Genomic DNA, 14,160 nt, shown 5'->3' with positions numbered 1-14,160 from the left:
TCTATTAAGACGATAGCCCCAAGATGTCGCGTACTGCTGAAGACTTCCGAAATGCGGACTAGTTCGTGACCTCGGGGTTGTCCACGACGTTCGTTCCGGCCATGGCGTCGCGCGCTGCCCGGCGCAGTTTCTTGTCGGAGACGGCCCGTTCGCCGACGGCCCCGGGGGTCCACGCGTTGACGTCTTCGGCGTCGAAATCCGTCTTTGACGGCCGGCGCTTCACCGAGATGCCGGTGACGCCGTCGGCCAGCCGTCGGGTCACCAGGAGGAACCCTGTGTGGGCCACCATCCGGTGGTCGGGGCGGACGGCGAGGCCTTCGAGGTGCCAGCCGCGGACCATCGATTCCCAGCCGTCCGGTTCGGTGAACCGGCCGTCGGCGCGGATGGCTTCGGCGGTCCGGGAAAGCTGCGTCACGGTCGCCACGTAGTTGATCCAGACGCCGCCGGGGGCCAGCACGGTGGCGACGGCGTCGAGGCACTCCCAGGGGGCCAGCATGTCCAGCACCACCCGGTCCACGGAGGCCGGCGCCTCGGTCCTGACCACTTCGTCCTGGAAGTCGCCCAGGCTGATCCGCCAGGCAGGATGCGGGCCGCCGAAAATCGTCTCGACGTTTCCGCGGGCAATGGTCGCGAATTCCTCGCGGCGTTCGAAGGAGTGCAGGTAGCCGTTGTCGCCCACCGCGCGCAGCAGCGAGATGGACAGCGCGCCGGACCCGACTCCTGCCTCCACCACGCGGGCGCCCGGGAAGATGTCCGCCATCGTGACAATCTGGGCGGCGTCCTTCGGGTACACCACCGCGGCGCCGCGGGGCATGGACAGGACGAAGTCGGAGAGCAGCGGCCGCAACGTCTGGTACTGCTGCCCGACGTTGTTCACCACCACCGAACCGTCCGGCTTGCCGATGATGTCGTCGTGATTGAGGAAGCCGCGGTGGGTATGGAAGGCGCCGCCGGCTTCGAGGCTGATGGTGTTCATCCGGCCGCGCTCATCGGTCAGTTGGACGCGTTCGCCCTCCCGGAACGGGCCGCGGCGGCGGTTCGCGCCAACCGGTGCGGGCGTCGCGGCGACCGGCGTCGAAGTGTCAGGCGCAGCGGTATCAGGCGCAGCAGTGTCAGGGGATGCGGAGCCGTCGCCGCCGGGGGTTGCGCTGGCGGCAGTGTCGCTGCTCATGGAAAGTTCCTCGCTCCTGTAAAACGTGGGTGCCCGCGTAATCGCGTCGGCCCGTGGTCGTGGGCCGGATAAATCACGACCGGCAGGTAACTCTACCCGTTCAGGTCCTGCTTCCGGCGCTCGGCCGGCGCCCGGACCCGGCCATGCCGCGGGCGCCCTTGCCGGTGAGGGCGTTTAGCACGGTCAGTTGGCGCAGCAGCCCGGTGACCGTGCCGGCGTCGTCGACGACCGCATAGTCGGACCCCTCGAGCTGGGCGAGGTAGGCCAGCAATTCGGCGCCGCGGTCGGTTGCCTTGACGTAGGCGCCCGCGGTCAGGGGGTAGGCGACGGCCGACGCCGGCGTGGACGGGGCCACGGCGGCGGGCACAGCCGCTGCCGCGGTCGGATCAACGACGGCGGCCGGCCGCCCGTCCGGCCCGTACAGCACCACTGCCGGGGCTCCGGCCGGCGAATACCGCAAGACGTCGGCCACGGTCGCCGACGCCGGGAGGCCGAGCGCGGGCTCCGCCAGGGCAGCCGCGTCGACCAGGTGCAGCCGGCTGCGGTACCGGGCCTGCTGGATGGAGGCGGTTGCCCCGAGCCAGAGGAAGCCGCCCACCATCACCGTAATGAGCATGAGCGAGGTGTCCGGCCGGTTGCCGCTGAGCAGGGGCAGCGCCACAAACCACACGGCGATCGCGATCACGATGACCCTGCCGGCCCAGCCCGCGGCGATGGTGCCCTTCTCGCGGTTTCCGGTGGCCTTCCACACCGCGGATTCGACCAGCCGGCCGCCGTCCAGCGGAAGCCCGGGCAGGACGTTGAAGATGCCGATGAGCAGGTTCGCCCAGACGAAGATGTTGGCGAGCGTGTCCGCCACTCCGGTCAGCTGGCCGCCGGCCAGCAGCAGCCAGCCCGCGGCGGCGAGGAGCAGGTTCGCGGCGGGCCCGGCCAGGGCCACGATCACGGAGCGGCCCGGCGAAGCGGTGAAATCTTCGAACTGGGTGTGGCCGCCCCAGAGATTAAGGACGATTTTGCGGGTGGGCCAGCGATAGAACCGTGCGCTGAGGGCATGGGCCAGCTCATGGACCAGCACCGAGATCAGCAACAGCACGGCATAGGCAAAGGCCACGAGATAGGCAGCGCCGCCCAGCCGCGGACTGTTGTGCGCCAGCACCGGCCCGTAGACCACCACCGTGAAGGCGGCGATCGCGAACCACGAATAGGCGAGCACCACCGGAATGCCGGCGATCCGGCCCAGCGGGATCCCGCCGCGCAGCGAAAAGGGACGCTCCTCCCCGGCCGGCTCGGGACCCTGCCGGTCAGCCAAGGTTGCGGCTTCCGACGCTGGCGGCTTCGAGCTCGCCGGCGGGTTCGAGCTCGCCGGCGGGTTCCAGTTCACCCGCGTTGGCGGCTTCGTACCTGCCGGTGATGACGTCTTGAAGGTCGGCGACCGTGCGTCCGGCAAGCGTGACCCAGGTGGCGCGGCGCGGGTCGTCCGGCAGCGGGGCAATGTGCGGGATCGCCACCGTCGGAACGCCGGAAGCCACCGCGGCAGCCACGCCGGGGGCGGAGTCCTCCAGCGCCACGCAATGCCGTACGTCGAGTTCCGGATCCTGCTGCTGTAACAGCTCAACAGCCGTCAGGTAGGCCTCGGGATGCGGCTTGCCCTGCGTGACGGTGTCGCCGGTGACTACGAATTCAAAATACGGTCGGGGCAGGCTGCTGACGATCTCGCGGGCCAAAGGCGCCTCGGACATGGTCACGAGGGCGCAGCGGACGCCGGCGGCATGAAGTTCGTCCAGCAACTCCCGGGCGCCGGGCCGCCAGGGCACCGACTCACGGACGCGGTGGACAACGTGGGCCGTGAGCGTGTCAATGATTTCCCGGGTTCCCAGGTCCACGCCGGTTTCCTGCAGGATGCCGGCCGAGTAGACCAAGGACTGCCCGACAAGCTGCAGGGACTGCTGCTCGGACCAGTTACCGCCGTGGGCGGCCACCAGGGCATACTCGGCTTCGATCCAGTACGGCTCGGTGTCCACGATGGTGCCGTCCATGTCCCAGAGTGCGGCTTTAAGCAGGGGCTGGGAGGCTGGGGATCGCATGCGTCCCAGTCTACGGTGTGGCCCGAACTGTCCGGCGTGCGCTACGCCGTCGGCGAATTTCCGGGGACTTGCTGCGGTTCCCTGCCTGCGCTCCCCCGGGACTTGGACGTAGGGTGAACTCATGAACAGCTTCGAGTCAGACTCCACGGAAACGGGCGCCACGCTCGAGCCCGAGCGGTTATTGCAGCCCGTCGCGGAAGGCCAACGCGTGACGGTGATGCTTGGTGCGTTCGAGGGGTGGAACGACGCCGGCGAGGCCGCCAGCGATGCCCTGCGCTACCTGAACAAGCTGTGGGGCGGCAAGAAGGCCGGTTCGATCGATGCCGACGAGTATTACGACTTCCAGTTCACCCGGCCCACGATCCGCCGCACCGCCTCGGGTGAGCGGAAGATCAAGTGGCCCTCCACCCGGATCTACAAGGCGAGCGTCCCAGGCTCGAATGTCGACGTCATCATCGTGCAGGGCACCGAGCCGTCCTATAAGTGGCGTGCGTACACGGCGGAACTGCTGGTCCATGCCGAGGCCCTGAAGGTGGACTACGTCATCCTGGTGGGTGCGCTGCTGGCCGACGTGCCGCACAGCCGCCCTATCCCGGTCAGCGCCTCCACGGACGACGTTGCGTTGCGGGAGCGGATGGATCTGGAAGCTTCGCAGTATGAAGGTCCGGTGGGGATCGTCGGCGTCCTCGGCGAGGTGGCCCTGCTGGCCGGGCTGCCCACGATCTCCCTGTGGGCCGCCGTGCCGCACTACGTTGCCCAGGCGCCCTCGCCAAAGGCGCAGCTGGCTTTGCTGCACCGGATCGAGGAGTTGCTGCAGGTGCCGCTGGACACCCAGGAACTGGTCGAGGACGCGGATGCCTGGGAGCGGGGCGTGGATGAGCTCGCCACCGAGGACCCCGAAATAGCGGCCTATGTGCGGCAGCTGGAGGAAGCCAAGGACACCGCCGACCTGCCCGAGGCCAGCGGCGAATCGATTGCGCGGGAATTCGAGCGCTACCTCAAGCGCCGGGGCAAGGACAAGCCTTAAGGGAGCGTCCCGGCGCCCGGCTGCGGGGCCGGCGCCGGGACGATTCCGGGTGTTCCGGTGGCCGGTAGTGCGCTAGAGTTCGACGCCGAGCAGGGCGTCGACGGCGTCGCTCACCAGGGCCGAGTCCGCGGCGGAACCGGCGGACTGCCCGGATGCCAGCGCTGCGGCCGCCCAGGCGTCCACGGCTGCGATGGCGGCCGGGGCATCGAGATCGGCGGAGAGGGCAGCCCGCAACTGTTCCAGCAGCCGAGCCGCCGAGCCTTCCGGGGCGCGGTCCACGGCCGTGCGCCAGGTGCGGAGGCGTTCCTTGGCCGCGGCGAAGCCCTCCTCGGTCCAGGACCAGTCGCTGCGATAATGGTTGGCCAGGATGGCCAGCCGAATGGCAGCCGGTTCTTCCCCGGCGGCCCGCAGTTTCGAGACCAGCACCAGGTTGCCCTTGGACTTGCTCATTTTTTCGCCGTCCAGGCCCACCATGCCGGCGTGCGCGAAGTATTTGGCCAGCGGCTTTCCGGCGAGGGAGTACGCATGTCCGGCGCCCATCTCGTGGTGCGGGAAGATGAGGTCGGAGCCGCCGCCCTGCACCGTGAAGGGCGCGGGCAGGTACTGCTGGGCGATGACGGTGCACTCGATGTGCCAGCCGGGCCGGCCGTCGCCGAGTTCGCCGCCCGGCCAGCTCGGTTCACCCGCCCGGGCGACCCGCCACAGCAGCGGGTCGAGGGCCTGGCGTTTACCGGCGCGGCCCGGATCGCCGCCGCGCTCGGCGAACAGCTCGAGCATTTCGGCGTCGGAGAGCCCGGAAATGGACCCCAGGGTCCAGGCATCGCGGGCGTCGGCGGAGTGCTTGCCGGCCGCTTCGACGTCGTAGTAGATGTCGCCGTCGGGCTCCCCGCCGGTGCCGGCAACGGCGTACGCGAGCCCGCGCTGGAGTAGCAGTTCAATCGCCGGCACGATCCGCGGGATTTCCTCCACCGCGCCGACGTAGTGGTCCGGCGCCAGGACGTTCAACGCTTCCATATCCGTCTGGAAAAGTTCGATCTGGCTGGCCGCGAGGTCCCGCCAATCCACGCCCGTGGCCGTCGCGCGCTCCAGCAGCGGGTCATCGACGTCGGTGACGTTCTGGACGTAGGCGACCTGCTGGCGGCCGTCGCGCCAGGCCCGGTTGAGCAGGTCGAAGGCGACGTAACTGGCCGCGTGCCCCATGTGCGTGGCGTCGTACGGGGTGATGCCGCAGACATACATTGACTGGTTCCCGGTTGCTTCCACGGTAACGAAGTCGCGCCGGACGCTGTCGAAGAGGCGCAGCGCAGGCATGCTGCCCGGGAGTTGGGGAACGGGGCGGGAGGTCCAGGATTTCACAGGTCAAGCCTAGTGCTAGGCGCTGACGACATTGAAACCGAGCAACAGGTACAGCGCGAGACCCAGGAAGATGCGGTACCAGACGAAGAGCCGGTAACTGCGGGTGGAGACGTAACGGAGGAACCAGCCGATGATGATGTAGCCCACCACGAACGCGATCACGGTGGCGAGGGCGGTCTCCGGCAGCCCGTACGGGCCGGTGATGCCCTCCTTGGAAACAACCTTGTAGAGCTGGTAGAGGCCGCTGCCGAAGACCGCGGGGATCGCCAGCAGGAAGGAATAGCGTGCTGCGGCCTCCCGGGTGTAGCCCATGAGCAGGCCGGCGGTGATCGTGCCGCCGGAGCGGGATACTCCCGGTATGAGCGCCATGGCCTGGGCGAGGCCAAAGTAGATGCCGTGCTTGTACGTGAGTCGGGTCAGGTCCCGTTCCTGCCGGCCGATCGCGTCGGCCACCGCCAGGATCATGCCGAACACGATCAGGGTGGTGGCGACGACCCAGAGGCTGCGGAGCACCGATTCGATCTGGTCCTGGAACAGCAGGCCGAGGATGATGATCGGGAGGCTGCCCAGGATCACCAGCCATCCCATCCGGGCGTCCGGATCCTGCCGTGACACCCTGCCGGTCAGCGAACCGAACCAGGCTTTGACGATCCGGACGATGTCACGCCAGAAATAGACGATCACGGCCGTTTCGGTGCCGAGCTGGGTGATCGCGGTGAAGGCCGCCCCGGGGTCCGCTGCGTCCGGGAGGAAGGCTCCGACGATCCGCAGGTGCGCGCTTGAGGAGATCGGGAGGAATTCGGTCAGCCCTTGCACAAGGCCCAGAAAGGCCGCTTCTATCCAGTTCACGTTTATAGACCCTACGTTATGAAGTTTCCCCAGCACCGTAAGCTTGCTGGCATGCAGCAGCGTTATGTCGGCAACAGTGGGTTGCGAGTCTCGTCCTTGTCCCTTGGCACCATGTCGTGGGCCGGTGAGACCGACGAGCAGGATGCTGCGGCCCTGCTCCACGCGTTTGTCGACGGCGGCGGCACCCTGATCGATACTGCCGCGTCATACGCGGGCGGACGGGCGGAGGCGATGCTCGGGGACATGCTGGGCGACGTCGTCGCGCGTTCCGAGGTGGTGATCTCGACGAAGGCGGGCGTGACGACGTCGGGCGGACGGCACAGCGTGGATACTTCCCGCAGCGGCATGCTCGGCGGCCTCGATGCCAGCCTGGCTCGGCTGGGCACGGACTATGTCGATATCTGGTTCGCGCAGGCCTGGGACCCGAACGTCCCGCTGGAGGAAACCCTGTCCGCCCTCGACCTCGCGGTACGCTCCGGGCGGGCGCGCTATGCCGGTGTGTCCAATTTCAACGGCTGGCAAACGGCAAAGGCAGCCGCACTCGCGGGCTTCCCGCTGGTGGCATGCCAGGCCGAGTACTCGCTGGTGCGGCGCCAGCCCGAGGCTGAGCTGATTCCCGCGCTCGAGGACGCCGGCTTGGGCCTGATGGCCTGGGCGCCCCTGGGCCGCGGCGTGCTGACCGGCAAGTACCGGGGGCACGTGCCCGCTGATTCGCGGGCCGCGCACCAACGGCTGGCCAGCTACGTGGAACCGTACCTCGAAGGTGCCGCCTCCAGCGTCGTCGAAGCGGTGGCGATCGCCGCCAAGGGCCTGGGCCGTACCGCCCTGGACGTGTCCCTTAGCTGGCTGCTTTCGCAGCACGGCGTTGCCACCGCGGTGGTCGGCGCCAGGACACCGGTGCAACTCAAAGAAATCATGGATGCGGCACAGACCGCGCTGCCGCCGGAGATCGCCTCGGCCTTGGAAGACGTCTCCAACCCGGCCTGACCGGAATCACCAGTCGGGCCCGGGCCAACCATCCGGCCGCCACCCCTGGCGCCGGGTAGGGCGATTCCAGCTTCAGGCTCCCCAACTTCCCCGGTGTTGCTGCGACCGCGCTTGCTGATCCCCCGGTGCCCCCGCTGCCGGCCCGGGGCTCAATCCCCTTCCCCAGGCGCACTCCCCCTCCACGCTGCGGGGTTCTGGGGTTGCCCGCAAATCGTGGACAGTTGGTCAGGCGGCTTGTGCCGGCTGAGGTTTTGTTGTGGTGAGGAATCGTTCGTGTTCCACGGGTGCGGTGTAGCCGAGTGCTGAATGGAGCCGGGCACGGTTGTAGAACTCCTCGATCCAGCGGCCGGTCGCGCGGATTGCCTCGTGTCTGGTTGCCCAGCGGCGGCGGTCGTAGAACTCGGTCTTGAGAGTGGACCAGAATGATTCCTGCATGGCGTTATCCCAGCAGACCCCGGTGCGTCCGACGGATTGGCGGATGCCCAGGCCGGCGCAGACGTCGTTGAGCTGGGTGGAAGTGAATTGGGTGCCGCGATCGGCGTGGAACACGACCCCCTCCGGGCCTCCGCCGCGCAGGATGTGGGCCATGCGGAGCGCGCGTTCGACCAGGCTGGCCGTCTGGATCGAGTCCATCGCCCAGCCGATCACCCGCCGCGAGCAGCCGTCCCTGACCGCACACAAATACAGCCACCCCTCGCCGGTGCGAAGATACGTGATGTCCGAGATCCACACTGCGTCCAGGGTCCCTGTATCCCACTTCCTTGCCACCAGATCCGGGATCGAATGGACCCGGGCCTCACCGATCGGCGCTACCGGCCGGAACCGCCGCGGGGAGATCCCTTCCAGGCTTTGCCGGCGCAGGGACGCGGCCACGGTCTTCCGGTCAACACCGGCCCCGTTGCGGGGCAGTTCGGCGTGGATCCGCGGCGCCCCGTAGGTCCCGTACGACCTCGTGTGAGCGTCCCGGACCCTCACATCCAGCTTCGCTCGCTCCGCACTCCGCGCCGAGGGCTCTGACCGGGAACGTCGAAGCCAGGCGTAGAACCCGGACCGGGAAACCCGCAAAAGCCGGGCCATACGCTGGACGGGATAGTTAGCCTTCTCAGCCTCCATCAGCTCGAAACATTCCGATTCTGCTGCTTGGAGGCGAAGAAGGCTGCGGCTTTTCCCAGGAACTCGTTGTCCATCCTCAACTGCGCGTTTTCCCGGCGCAAACGCTCCAGCTCCGATTTGTCCGTCTCGGCCGCTGCGAATTCCTCGGGGGCCGCCAGCCGGGCCCGCTCCTGCGCAACCCACCGGCCCAGTAACTGCTCTCCCAGCCCGAGTTCCCTGGCCACCGGCGCGATCGCTCTGTCGGTATCAATAACGAGCCGCGCCGCCTCCCGTCGATACTCCGGAGTGAATTTACGTCTTGTCGTGCTCACAAGAACACCTTCCCGCAGAATCCGAGGATCCCGCTACTTCAGGTGTCCACCAACAGAGGTTAACCCCAGTTCACGATCTGAAGTAGTGGTTTCGTTGGGGGTGTTGGCGGGGGTCGAGGTGGGGTGGCGGGATGAACCAGGGGATGCCGGCGCAGGGTTGGATGGTCCAGGCTTCCTTGTGGATCAGATGGTGGTGGTGGGAGCAGAGCAGGACTCCGTTCTCGGCGGACGTGGGTCCGCCGCGGGACCAGTAGGTGATGTGGTGGGCTTCGCACCAGGGGGCGGGGATGGGGCAGCCGGGGAAGGCGCAGCCCTGGTCGCGGGCGGTGATGGCTTTGCGGAGGTGGGGTGGGAAGAGGCGGCTGGTGCGGCCGATGTCCAGGATCCGGCTGTCGGTGCCGAGCAGGACGGGGATGATGTCGGCGTCGCAGGCGATTTTGCGGATGGTGGCGGCGGTGACGGGGCCGGTGAACGCCAGGGTCCCGGTGCCGGTGAAACCTAGTCCGGGCCCGGTCCCGCGGTCGCGGTCACCTGACGCGGTGGCGGGGCCGGGGAAGAGGCCAGGGGTGGTGCTGGTGGTGCTGTGGTCGCGGTCGAGGCGGGCCAGGAGGTCGCGGTAGTCGATGGTGACCATGATCTGGGGCCGGAGGCCGCCGGTGGCGGGCAGCCCGCCGGAGGCCAGGGCGACTTTGCAGGCACCGATCAGGCCGTCGAGGAGCCGCTGCGGCCGTGACCGCCAGTCCAGGGACCCGGCGACCGCGCCGACGGAGTCGTTCCCGCTGCCGCTGCTTCCGGCCCCACCCGCGGCCCCGCCCGGGGCCGCGTCCGGTGACACCGTGCCGGCCGCACCCGCCGCCGCACCCGCGGCCGCACCCGTGGCCCCACCCGGGGCAGGGGTGGTGCGGGGGTTGGTGGCGGTGTTCATCACGGTCAGGAGGTGTTCGAATTGTTCGGTGGTGGCGAAGATTTCCAGGTGCTGGAGCCCGTGGCGGGGGCGGCGGAGGAATGCGCCCTGGCGTTGGCGGAGGGCCTCTTCGGCCGGTTCGGCGCCGTCCTGGTCGATGGCGTCGGTCCAGCGCCGGGCGATCCGGGCCAGGAAGTCGGGGTCGTGTTCGATGGCGGTGCTGGTCAGGGTGTGTTCCATCCGGGCACGGGTGTCCGGGTCGCAGAGCGGCCGGACGCGGTCCAGGGCCAGGGTGATGATGGTCGCGGACCGGGACGGGACGGTCCCGGCGGCGAGGGCCGCGGCGAGTTCCTCATGCGCCGGCGGCAGCGGTTCACCGGTGAACCCGGTGCGTGGCAGCACGGCCCGGGTCAGGGACAGGCGCCGGTGGGCCTCGGCGGCGGTGATCTGCAACCGGTCCCGCAGGAACTCCCCGGTCTTGCGGTAGCCGTCCCCGGCGGCCGGCAGCGCGTCCGGGGCTTCCTTCCGGGACCGGTCCACGGCTGCGGCCGCGACGACCTGCAGGTATTCCACGGCCCGGGAGATCTCCTCGACCCGGCCAGCGAACACGGCCGCGTCCGCGAAACCCAGCAACGCCGTCTCCGCGACCGCCGAGGCCGACACTTCCCGTAACAACCCCAGCACGTCCTCCAGCGCCGGGACCCCGCCCGGCCCACCGGCGGGACGAACCCCCGCCAGCGCCGGAACCCGGCCCGCATCACCGCCCGGCCCACCAGCCGGACGAACGATGAGAGCTGCACCGATTCCCATACCCTCAGTCTCCCAAGGGGGTGTGACATTCTTCCCGAGCCGTTGCCGGGGACGGGAAGCGCCCGCTGCCGGAGACGGAAGGGACGGACGGCAGGCACCTTCGCAGCGGTCAGGCCGACGTCAGTCAGGCAGTGTGGAGGTGCCGATCCTGCCCGGGATGGAAGGCAGCAGCCTCCCGATTCCGGGCCTAGTCCTGCAAGAGTTCGAGGTCTTCCTCATCGTCGACGTCTTCGCTTTCGTCGTCCTCATCGTCGTCGATGACTTCAAGCGGCGTCACTTCGCCGTAGGCGTCGTAAAGGGAATCGTCGTAGACTTCAAAGGCATCGGCAACGGCAAAAAAGGCTGCTTCCACCGCGGGATCCCCGTCTCCCCGCCGGGTTGCGGCAGCAGCCAAGTGCTCCTCCAGGGCAGAAGTGAGGGACTGAAGCGCGACACGCGGATCGATGCTCATGACTTCACGTTAGCCCGAAAAAGATGAAAATGGAGAGCGATGAAGGAACATTTTCTGAGCAGTTCGGTCCGCCGGGAACGGGACTATGCGCGTCAGTACGAGTACCTCGTACTGACGGTCAGCCCTGAGGATTCGCTGCCCGAGGCGCGTCGCCTGCTGGCTGCACATTCGGAGTACGGCAAGTGGGAACTGGAACGAAGTGTCCTGTATGTCGGCGGCGGCCGGCGCTTCTGGTTGCGGCGTCGGGTCTTCCAGGTCCAGCGGACCGTCTAATACCCCGGCACCCTCTCGGGTCAGGAATCCAGCGGCCCCAGCCACGCGCTCGCCACCGTGCTGTGCGCCGATTCGTCGTCGGACGGGTGGAACATGCCGGCCAGCACGTCCCGGTAGAGGCGTTCGAGTTCCGTACCCCTGAAGTAACTGGATCCGCCGGAGACCCTGATGGCCAGGTCCACCACGGTACGGGCCGTTTCGGTGGCCCGGACCTTGACGCCGACAAGCTTCGGGAACCACTGCCCGCCGTGCTCGGCGAGGGCATCGACGTCGGCCGCCACGCTGGCGAGTTGCGGGTAGAGCGCATCCATCGCCATCGCCGCTTCCGCGACCTTCCAGCGGATGTCCGGGTCCTGGGCGTAGCTGCGGCCGCCGTTCTTGAACGAGGTGCGCCACTTGACAGCGTCCACGCCGAGCTGCAGCGCCCGCTCCCCGATCCCCGTGTAGACCGCGGCCAGCAACGTTTCGAAGCAGGCAAAGATGGCGAAGATGAGCGGGTCAGCGTTAGGGCCGACGGGGAGCTTGCGGAAGATCCGGTCCGCCGGCACCACGGCGCCTTCAAGGAGTGTGGTGTTGGACTGGCTGGCGCGCATGCCCAGCGTGTCCCAGTCGTCTAGGATCTCGTAGCCCGGGGTGTCCCTGGTGATAAAGCCGTGGACGAGTTCACCGTCGCCGTTGCGGGCCGACGCGTCCTTCCCGAAGATTCCCAGCCTGGTCCACGCCGGCGAGAGGCTGGTGAAGATCTTCCGCCCGGTGAAACCGTAACTTCCGTCCGGCAGCGGCGTGGCTTCGGTGCGCGAGTCGAAAAGCACCGAGTCGTTGCCCGCCTCGGAGTTGCCGAACGCAAAAATTTCACCTTCGGCAGCCTCCTGCAGGACAAAGTCAAGCGAGCTGTCGCCCCGTGCCGCCAGCACGTGCGCGACGCCGGTCCAGACCAGGTGCATGTTGATCGCCAGGGCGCTGGCGGGGGCCGCCGTTGCCAGCCGGCGCTGCAGCTGCGCCGCCGCTGCCAGGCCGAGGCCCAGGCCGCCGTCGGACTCCGGGACGAAAATCTTCAAGTAGCCCGCCGCGGCGAGGTCCTGGAGATCCTCGGCGAAGAAAACGTTGTCCCGGTCGTAGCCGGCGGCCCGGCTTCGGATCCGTTCCAGCAGTGCTTCGGGCAGGATGTCTTCGATGGTCATATCCGTCGTCGCCATTTCGGTGGTGCCTAGTAGTTGGTCAGCAGCGTGTTGAGCACGCGGGCGCCGAACTTCAGGGAGTCCGCGGGGACCCGCTCGTCCACGCCGTGGAACATGCCGGTGAAGTCCAGCTCGTCCGGCAGCATCAGCGGCGCAAAGCCGTAGCCGGTGATCCCGAGCCGGCTCAGGGACTTGTTGTCCGTGCCGCCGGAGAGCGTGTACGGGAGGACCTTCGCGCCTGGATCCTCGGAGTGCAGGGCGTCGATCATGGAATCGACCAGGTTGCCCGCGAACGGAACTTCGAGGGAGACATCCTGGTGGACATAGCTGACGTCGACTCCGCTGCCTGCCAGTTCCCGGACGATTTCGAGCACCTGCTCCTGCTGGCCGGGAAGTGTCCGGCAGTCCACGAGGGCCTCGGCCGACTCCGGGATCACGTTGTGCTTGTAACCGCCCTTAAGCAGGGTGGGATTGGTGGTGTTTTGCAGCGTGGCGCCGACAAAGCGGGCCACCGTTCCAAGTTCCTTGAGGATCTTGTCCGGGTCATCGGGATCGAATTCGACGCCGGTGAGCTCGGTCACGCCGTCGAGGAACTGCCGGGTGGTCGGCGTCAGCTCCACCGGCCAGCGGTATTCGCCGATCCGCGAGACGGCGCTGGCGAGCCGGGTCACGGCGTTGTCCGTGTTGATCTGCGAGCCGTGGCCGGCGCGCCCGTGGGCCACGAGCCGCAGCCAGGAAAGGCCCTTCTCGGCGGTCTGCAGCAGGTAGGTGCGCTGGCCGCCGATGGTGGCGGAGAAGCCGCCGACCTCGGAGATCGCTTCGGTGGCGCCTTCAAACAGTTCCGGCCGGTGGTCGACGGCGTAGCTGGCGCCGTACTTGCCGCCGGCCTCCTCGTCAGCGAAGAACGCGAAGATCAGGTCGCGCTTGGGTTTGCGGCCGGTACGGGCGAAGTCGCGCATGACCGAGAGGATCATGGCGTCCATGTCCTTCATGTCCACGGCGCCGCGGCCCCAGATCATGCCGTCCTTGAGTTCCGCGCCGAAAGGGTCCACTGACCACTGTTCACGCAAGGCCGGAACGACGTCGAGGTGGCCGTGGACCACCAAGGCGCTGGCGGACGGATCCTCGCCCGCCAGCCGGGTGACCACGCTGGCCCGGCCCGGCGCGGATTCGAAGATTTCGGCGTCCAGCCCGACCTCCGTAATGAGTCCGGCGGTGTACTCGGCGGCTGCGCGCTCCCCCGGCCCGGAACCGTCGCCGTAATTGGAGGTGTCGATCCGGATCAGTTCCTGGCAGATCCGGACGACCTCGTCTTCGGGCCGGGTTTCAGTCATTTCGCTCCTCGTGGCGGTGGCTTGGTGGTGGCTTCAGCCTACCCATTGGCTCGATTATTTGTTTCCCGATTGTTCGTGCTAGAGTCTTTCTCGCTGCTTCCGGGAAAAGCAAAACGCTGAAACGCGAAATTGTTCCTGGAAATACCACCTGCGCGGGTGGCGGAATGGCAGACGCGCTAGCTTGAGGTGCTAGTCCTCGAAAGGGGGTGGGGGTTCAAGTCCCCCTCCGCGCACAAGGGAAAACCCCTGGAATCCAAGGATTCCAGGGGTTTTTTCTGTTTCTGCCGACGCTCACCATCCTGCCCGCAGGCT

13 protein-coding genes and 1 tRNA gene are annotated in these 14,160 nt (G+C 68.0%); 4 read left to right on the top strand and 10 right to left on the bottom strand.

The window, feature by feature from the left end; all coding sequences use genetic code 11:
* Nucleotides 1–58 precede the first annotated feature (58 nt).
* From AC3ANP_RS14075 to AC3ANP_RS14065, 3 genes are all read right to left on the bottom strand, one after another.
* Nucleotides 59–1,171 carry a tRNA (adenine-N1)-methyltransferase gene (locus AC3ANP_RS14075; protein WP_488330771.1) on the bottom strand — a complete coding sequence of 371 codons (1,113 nt, stop codon included), beginning with the start codon at nt 1,169–1,171 and terminating at the stop codon, nt 59–61.
* Nucleotides 1,172–1,271: 100 nt separating this feature from the next.
* Nucleotides 1,272–2,480: a site-2 protease family protein gene (locus AC3ANP_RS14070; protein ID WP_488330770.1), complete on the bottom strand. Its 1,209-nt coding sequence runs from the start codon at nt 2,478–2,480 to the stop codon at nt 1,272–1,274.
* Nucleotides 2,473–3,255 carry an HAD family hydrolase gene (locus AC3ANP_RS14065; RefSeq protein ID WP_488330769.1) on the bottom strand — a complete coding sequence of 261 codons (783 nt, stop codon included), beginning with the start codon at nt 3,253–3,255 and terminating at the stop codon, nt 2,473–2,475. Before AC3ANP_RS14065 ends, AC3ANP_RS14070 begins: the two co-directional genes overlap by 8 nt.
* Before the next feature lie 121 nt (nt 3,256–3,376).
* On the opposite strand from AC3ANP_RS14065, the gene AC3ANP_RS14060 reads away from it, so the two are divergent.
* Nucleotides 3,377–4,282 carry a PAC2 family protein gene (locus AC3ANP_RS14060; RefSeq protein WP_488330768.1) on the top strand — a complete coding sequence of 302 codons (906 nt, stop codon included), beginning with the start codon at nt 3,377–3,379 and terminating at the stop codon, nt 4,280–4,282.
* A gap of 72 nt (nt 4,283–4,354) precedes the next feature.
* Here AC3ANP_RS14060 and mshC read toward each other — a convergent pair whose 3' ends face one another.
* Both mshC and AC3ANP_RS14050 read right to left on the bottom strand, forming a co-directional pair.
* Nucleotides 4,355–5,638 carry a cysteine--1-D-myo-inosityl 2-amino-2-deoxy-alpha-D-glucopyranoside ligase gene (gene mshC / locus AC3ANP_RS14055; RefSeq protein ID WP_488330767.1) on the bottom strand — a complete coding sequence of 428 codons (1,284 nt, stop codon included), beginning with the start codon at nt 5,636–5,638 and terminating at the stop codon, nt 4,355–4,357.
* A 15-nt stretch (nt 5,639–5,653) separates the two neighbouring features.
* On the bottom strand, nt 5,654–6,487 hold the full coding sequence (locus AC3ANP_RS14050) for an undecaprenyl-diphosphate phosphatase (protein ID WP_488330766.1): 834 nt from the start codon (nt 6,485–6,487) through the stop codon (nt 5,654–5,656).
* Between the two features lie 51 nt (nt 6,488–6,538).
* Between AC3ANP_RS14050 and AC3ANP_RS14045 the strand changes: the two genes are divergently transcribed.
* Nucleotides 6,539–7,474, top strand: coding sequence for an aldo/keto reductase (locus AC3ANP_RS14045; RefSeq protein ID WP_488330765.1), 936 nt, complete (start codon nt 6,539–6,541; stop codon nt 7,472–7,474).
* 225 nt (nt 7,475–7,699) lie between these two features.
* Here the strand turns inward: AC3ANP_RS14045 and AC3ANP_RS14040 are convergent.
* The 3 genes from AC3ANP_RS14040 to AC3ANP_RS14030 form a co-directional block, all read right to left on the bottom strand.
* A protein-coding gene (locus AC3ANP_RS14040) for an IS3 family transposase (RefSeq protein WP_488330764.1) occupies nt 7,700–8,898 on the bottom strand; the annotation gives its coding sequence in 2 pieces (ribosomal slippage) (nt 7,700–8,631 and nt 8,631–8,898; 1,200 coding nt in all).
* Nucleotides 8,899–8,968: 70 nt separating this feature from the next.
* Nucleotides 8,969–10,612: an HNH endonuclease signature motif containing protein gene (locus tag AC3ANP_RS14035; protein ID WP_488330763.1), complete on the bottom strand. Its 1,644-nt coding sequence runs from the start codon at nt 10,610–10,612 to the stop codon at nt 8,969–8,971.
* A gap of 187 nt (nt 10,613–10,799) precedes the next feature.
* On the bottom strand, nt 10,800–11,063 hold the full coding sequence (locus tag AC3ANP_RS14030; RefSeq protein ID WP_488330762.1) for a hypothetical protein: 264 nt from the start codon (nt 11,061–11,063) through the stop codon (nt 10,800–10,802).
* A gap of 39 nt (nt 11,064–11,102) precedes the next feature.
* Here AC3ANP_RS14030 and AC3ANP_RS14025 point away from each other — a divergent pair, with 39 nt between their 5' ends.
* On the top strand, nt 11,103–11,336 hold the full coding sequence (locus AC3ANP_RS14025; RefSeq protein WP_488330761.1) for a DUF5703 family protein: 234 nt from the start codon (nt 11,103–11,105) through the stop codon (nt 11,334–11,336).
* A 20-nt stretch (nt 11,337–11,356) separates the two neighbouring features.
* On the opposite strand, the gene AC3ANP_RS14020 is transcribed toward AC3ANP_RS14025, so the two are convergent.
* Together AC3ANP_RS14020 and AC3ANP_RS14015 are read right to left on the bottom strand one after the other, a co-directional pair.
* Nucleotides 11,357–12,517 carry an acyl-CoA dehydrogenase family protein gene (locus tag AC3ANP_RS14020; RefSeq protein WP_488333067.1) on the bottom strand — a complete coding sequence of 387 codons (1,161 nt, stop codon included), beginning with the start codon at nt 12,515–12,517 and terminating at the stop codon, nt 11,357–11,359.
* Nucleotides 12,518–12,543: 26 nt separating this feature from the next.
* Complete coding sequence (locus AC3ANP_RS14015) at nt 12,544–13,848, bottom strand: M20/M25/M40 family metallo-hydrolase (RefSeq protein WP_488330760.1); 1,305 nt, start codon at nt 13,846–13,848, stop codon at nt 12,544–12,546.
* A gap of 150 nt (nt 13,849–13,998) precedes the next feature.
* Here AC3ANP_RS14015 and AC3ANP_RS14010 point away from each other — a divergent pair.
* Nucleotides 13,999–14,081, top strand: a tRNA-Leu gene (locus AC3ANP_RS14010).
* The last annotated feature ends 79 nt before the right edge of the window (nt 14,082–14,160 follow it).

It is taken from the genome of Arthrobacter sp. JB02-1C, from assembly GCF_057748045.1.
The sequence above is the reverse complement of the archived record's forward strand: the minus strand, read 5'-3'. Positions and strand labels throughout refer to the sequence as shown.

What these genes read in the sequence shown, in the direction of transcription:
- AC3ANP_RS14035 (WP_488330763.1), bottom strand. Translation starts at nt 10,612, where the DNA reads ATGGGAATCGGTGCAGCTCTCATCGTTCGTCCGGCTGGTGGGCCGGGC.
- AC3ANP_RS14065 (WP_488330769.1), bottom strand. Translation starts at nt 3,255, where the DNA reads ATGCGATCCCCAGCCTCCCAGCCCCTGCTTAAAGCCGCACTCTGGGAC.
- AC3ANP_RS14060 (WP_488330768.1), top strand. Translation starts at nt 3,377, where the DNA reads ATGAACAGCTTCGAGTCAGACTCCACGGAAACGGGCGCCACGCTCGAG.
- AC3ANP_RS14045 (WP_488330765.1), top strand. Translation starts at nt 6,539, where the DNA reads ATGCAGCAGCGTTATGTCGGCAACAGTGGGTTGCGAGTCTCGTCCTTG.
- AC3ANP_RS14025 (WP_488330761.1), top strand. Translation starts at nt 11,103, where the DNA reads ATGAAGGAACATTTTCTGAGCAGTTCGGTCCGCCGGGAACGGGACTAT.
- AC3ANP_RS14020 (WP_488333067.1), bottom strand. Translation starts at nt 12,517, where the DNA reads ATGACCATCGAAGACATCCTGCCCGAAGCACTGCTGGAACGGATCCGA.
- AC3ANP_RS14015 (WP_488330760.1), bottom strand. Translation starts at nt 13,848, where the DNA reads ATGACTGAAACCCGGCCCGAAGACGAGGTCGTCCGGATCTGCCAGGAA.
- AC3ANP_RS14030 (WP_488330762.1), bottom strand. Translation starts at nt 11,063, where the DNA reads ATGAGCATCGATCCGCGTGTCGCGCTTCAGTCCCTCACTTCTGCCCTG.
- AC3ANP_RS14075 (WP_488330771.1), bottom strand. Translation starts at nt 1,171, where the DNA reads ATGAGCAGCGACACTGCCGCCAGCGCAACCCCCGGCGGCGACGGCTCC.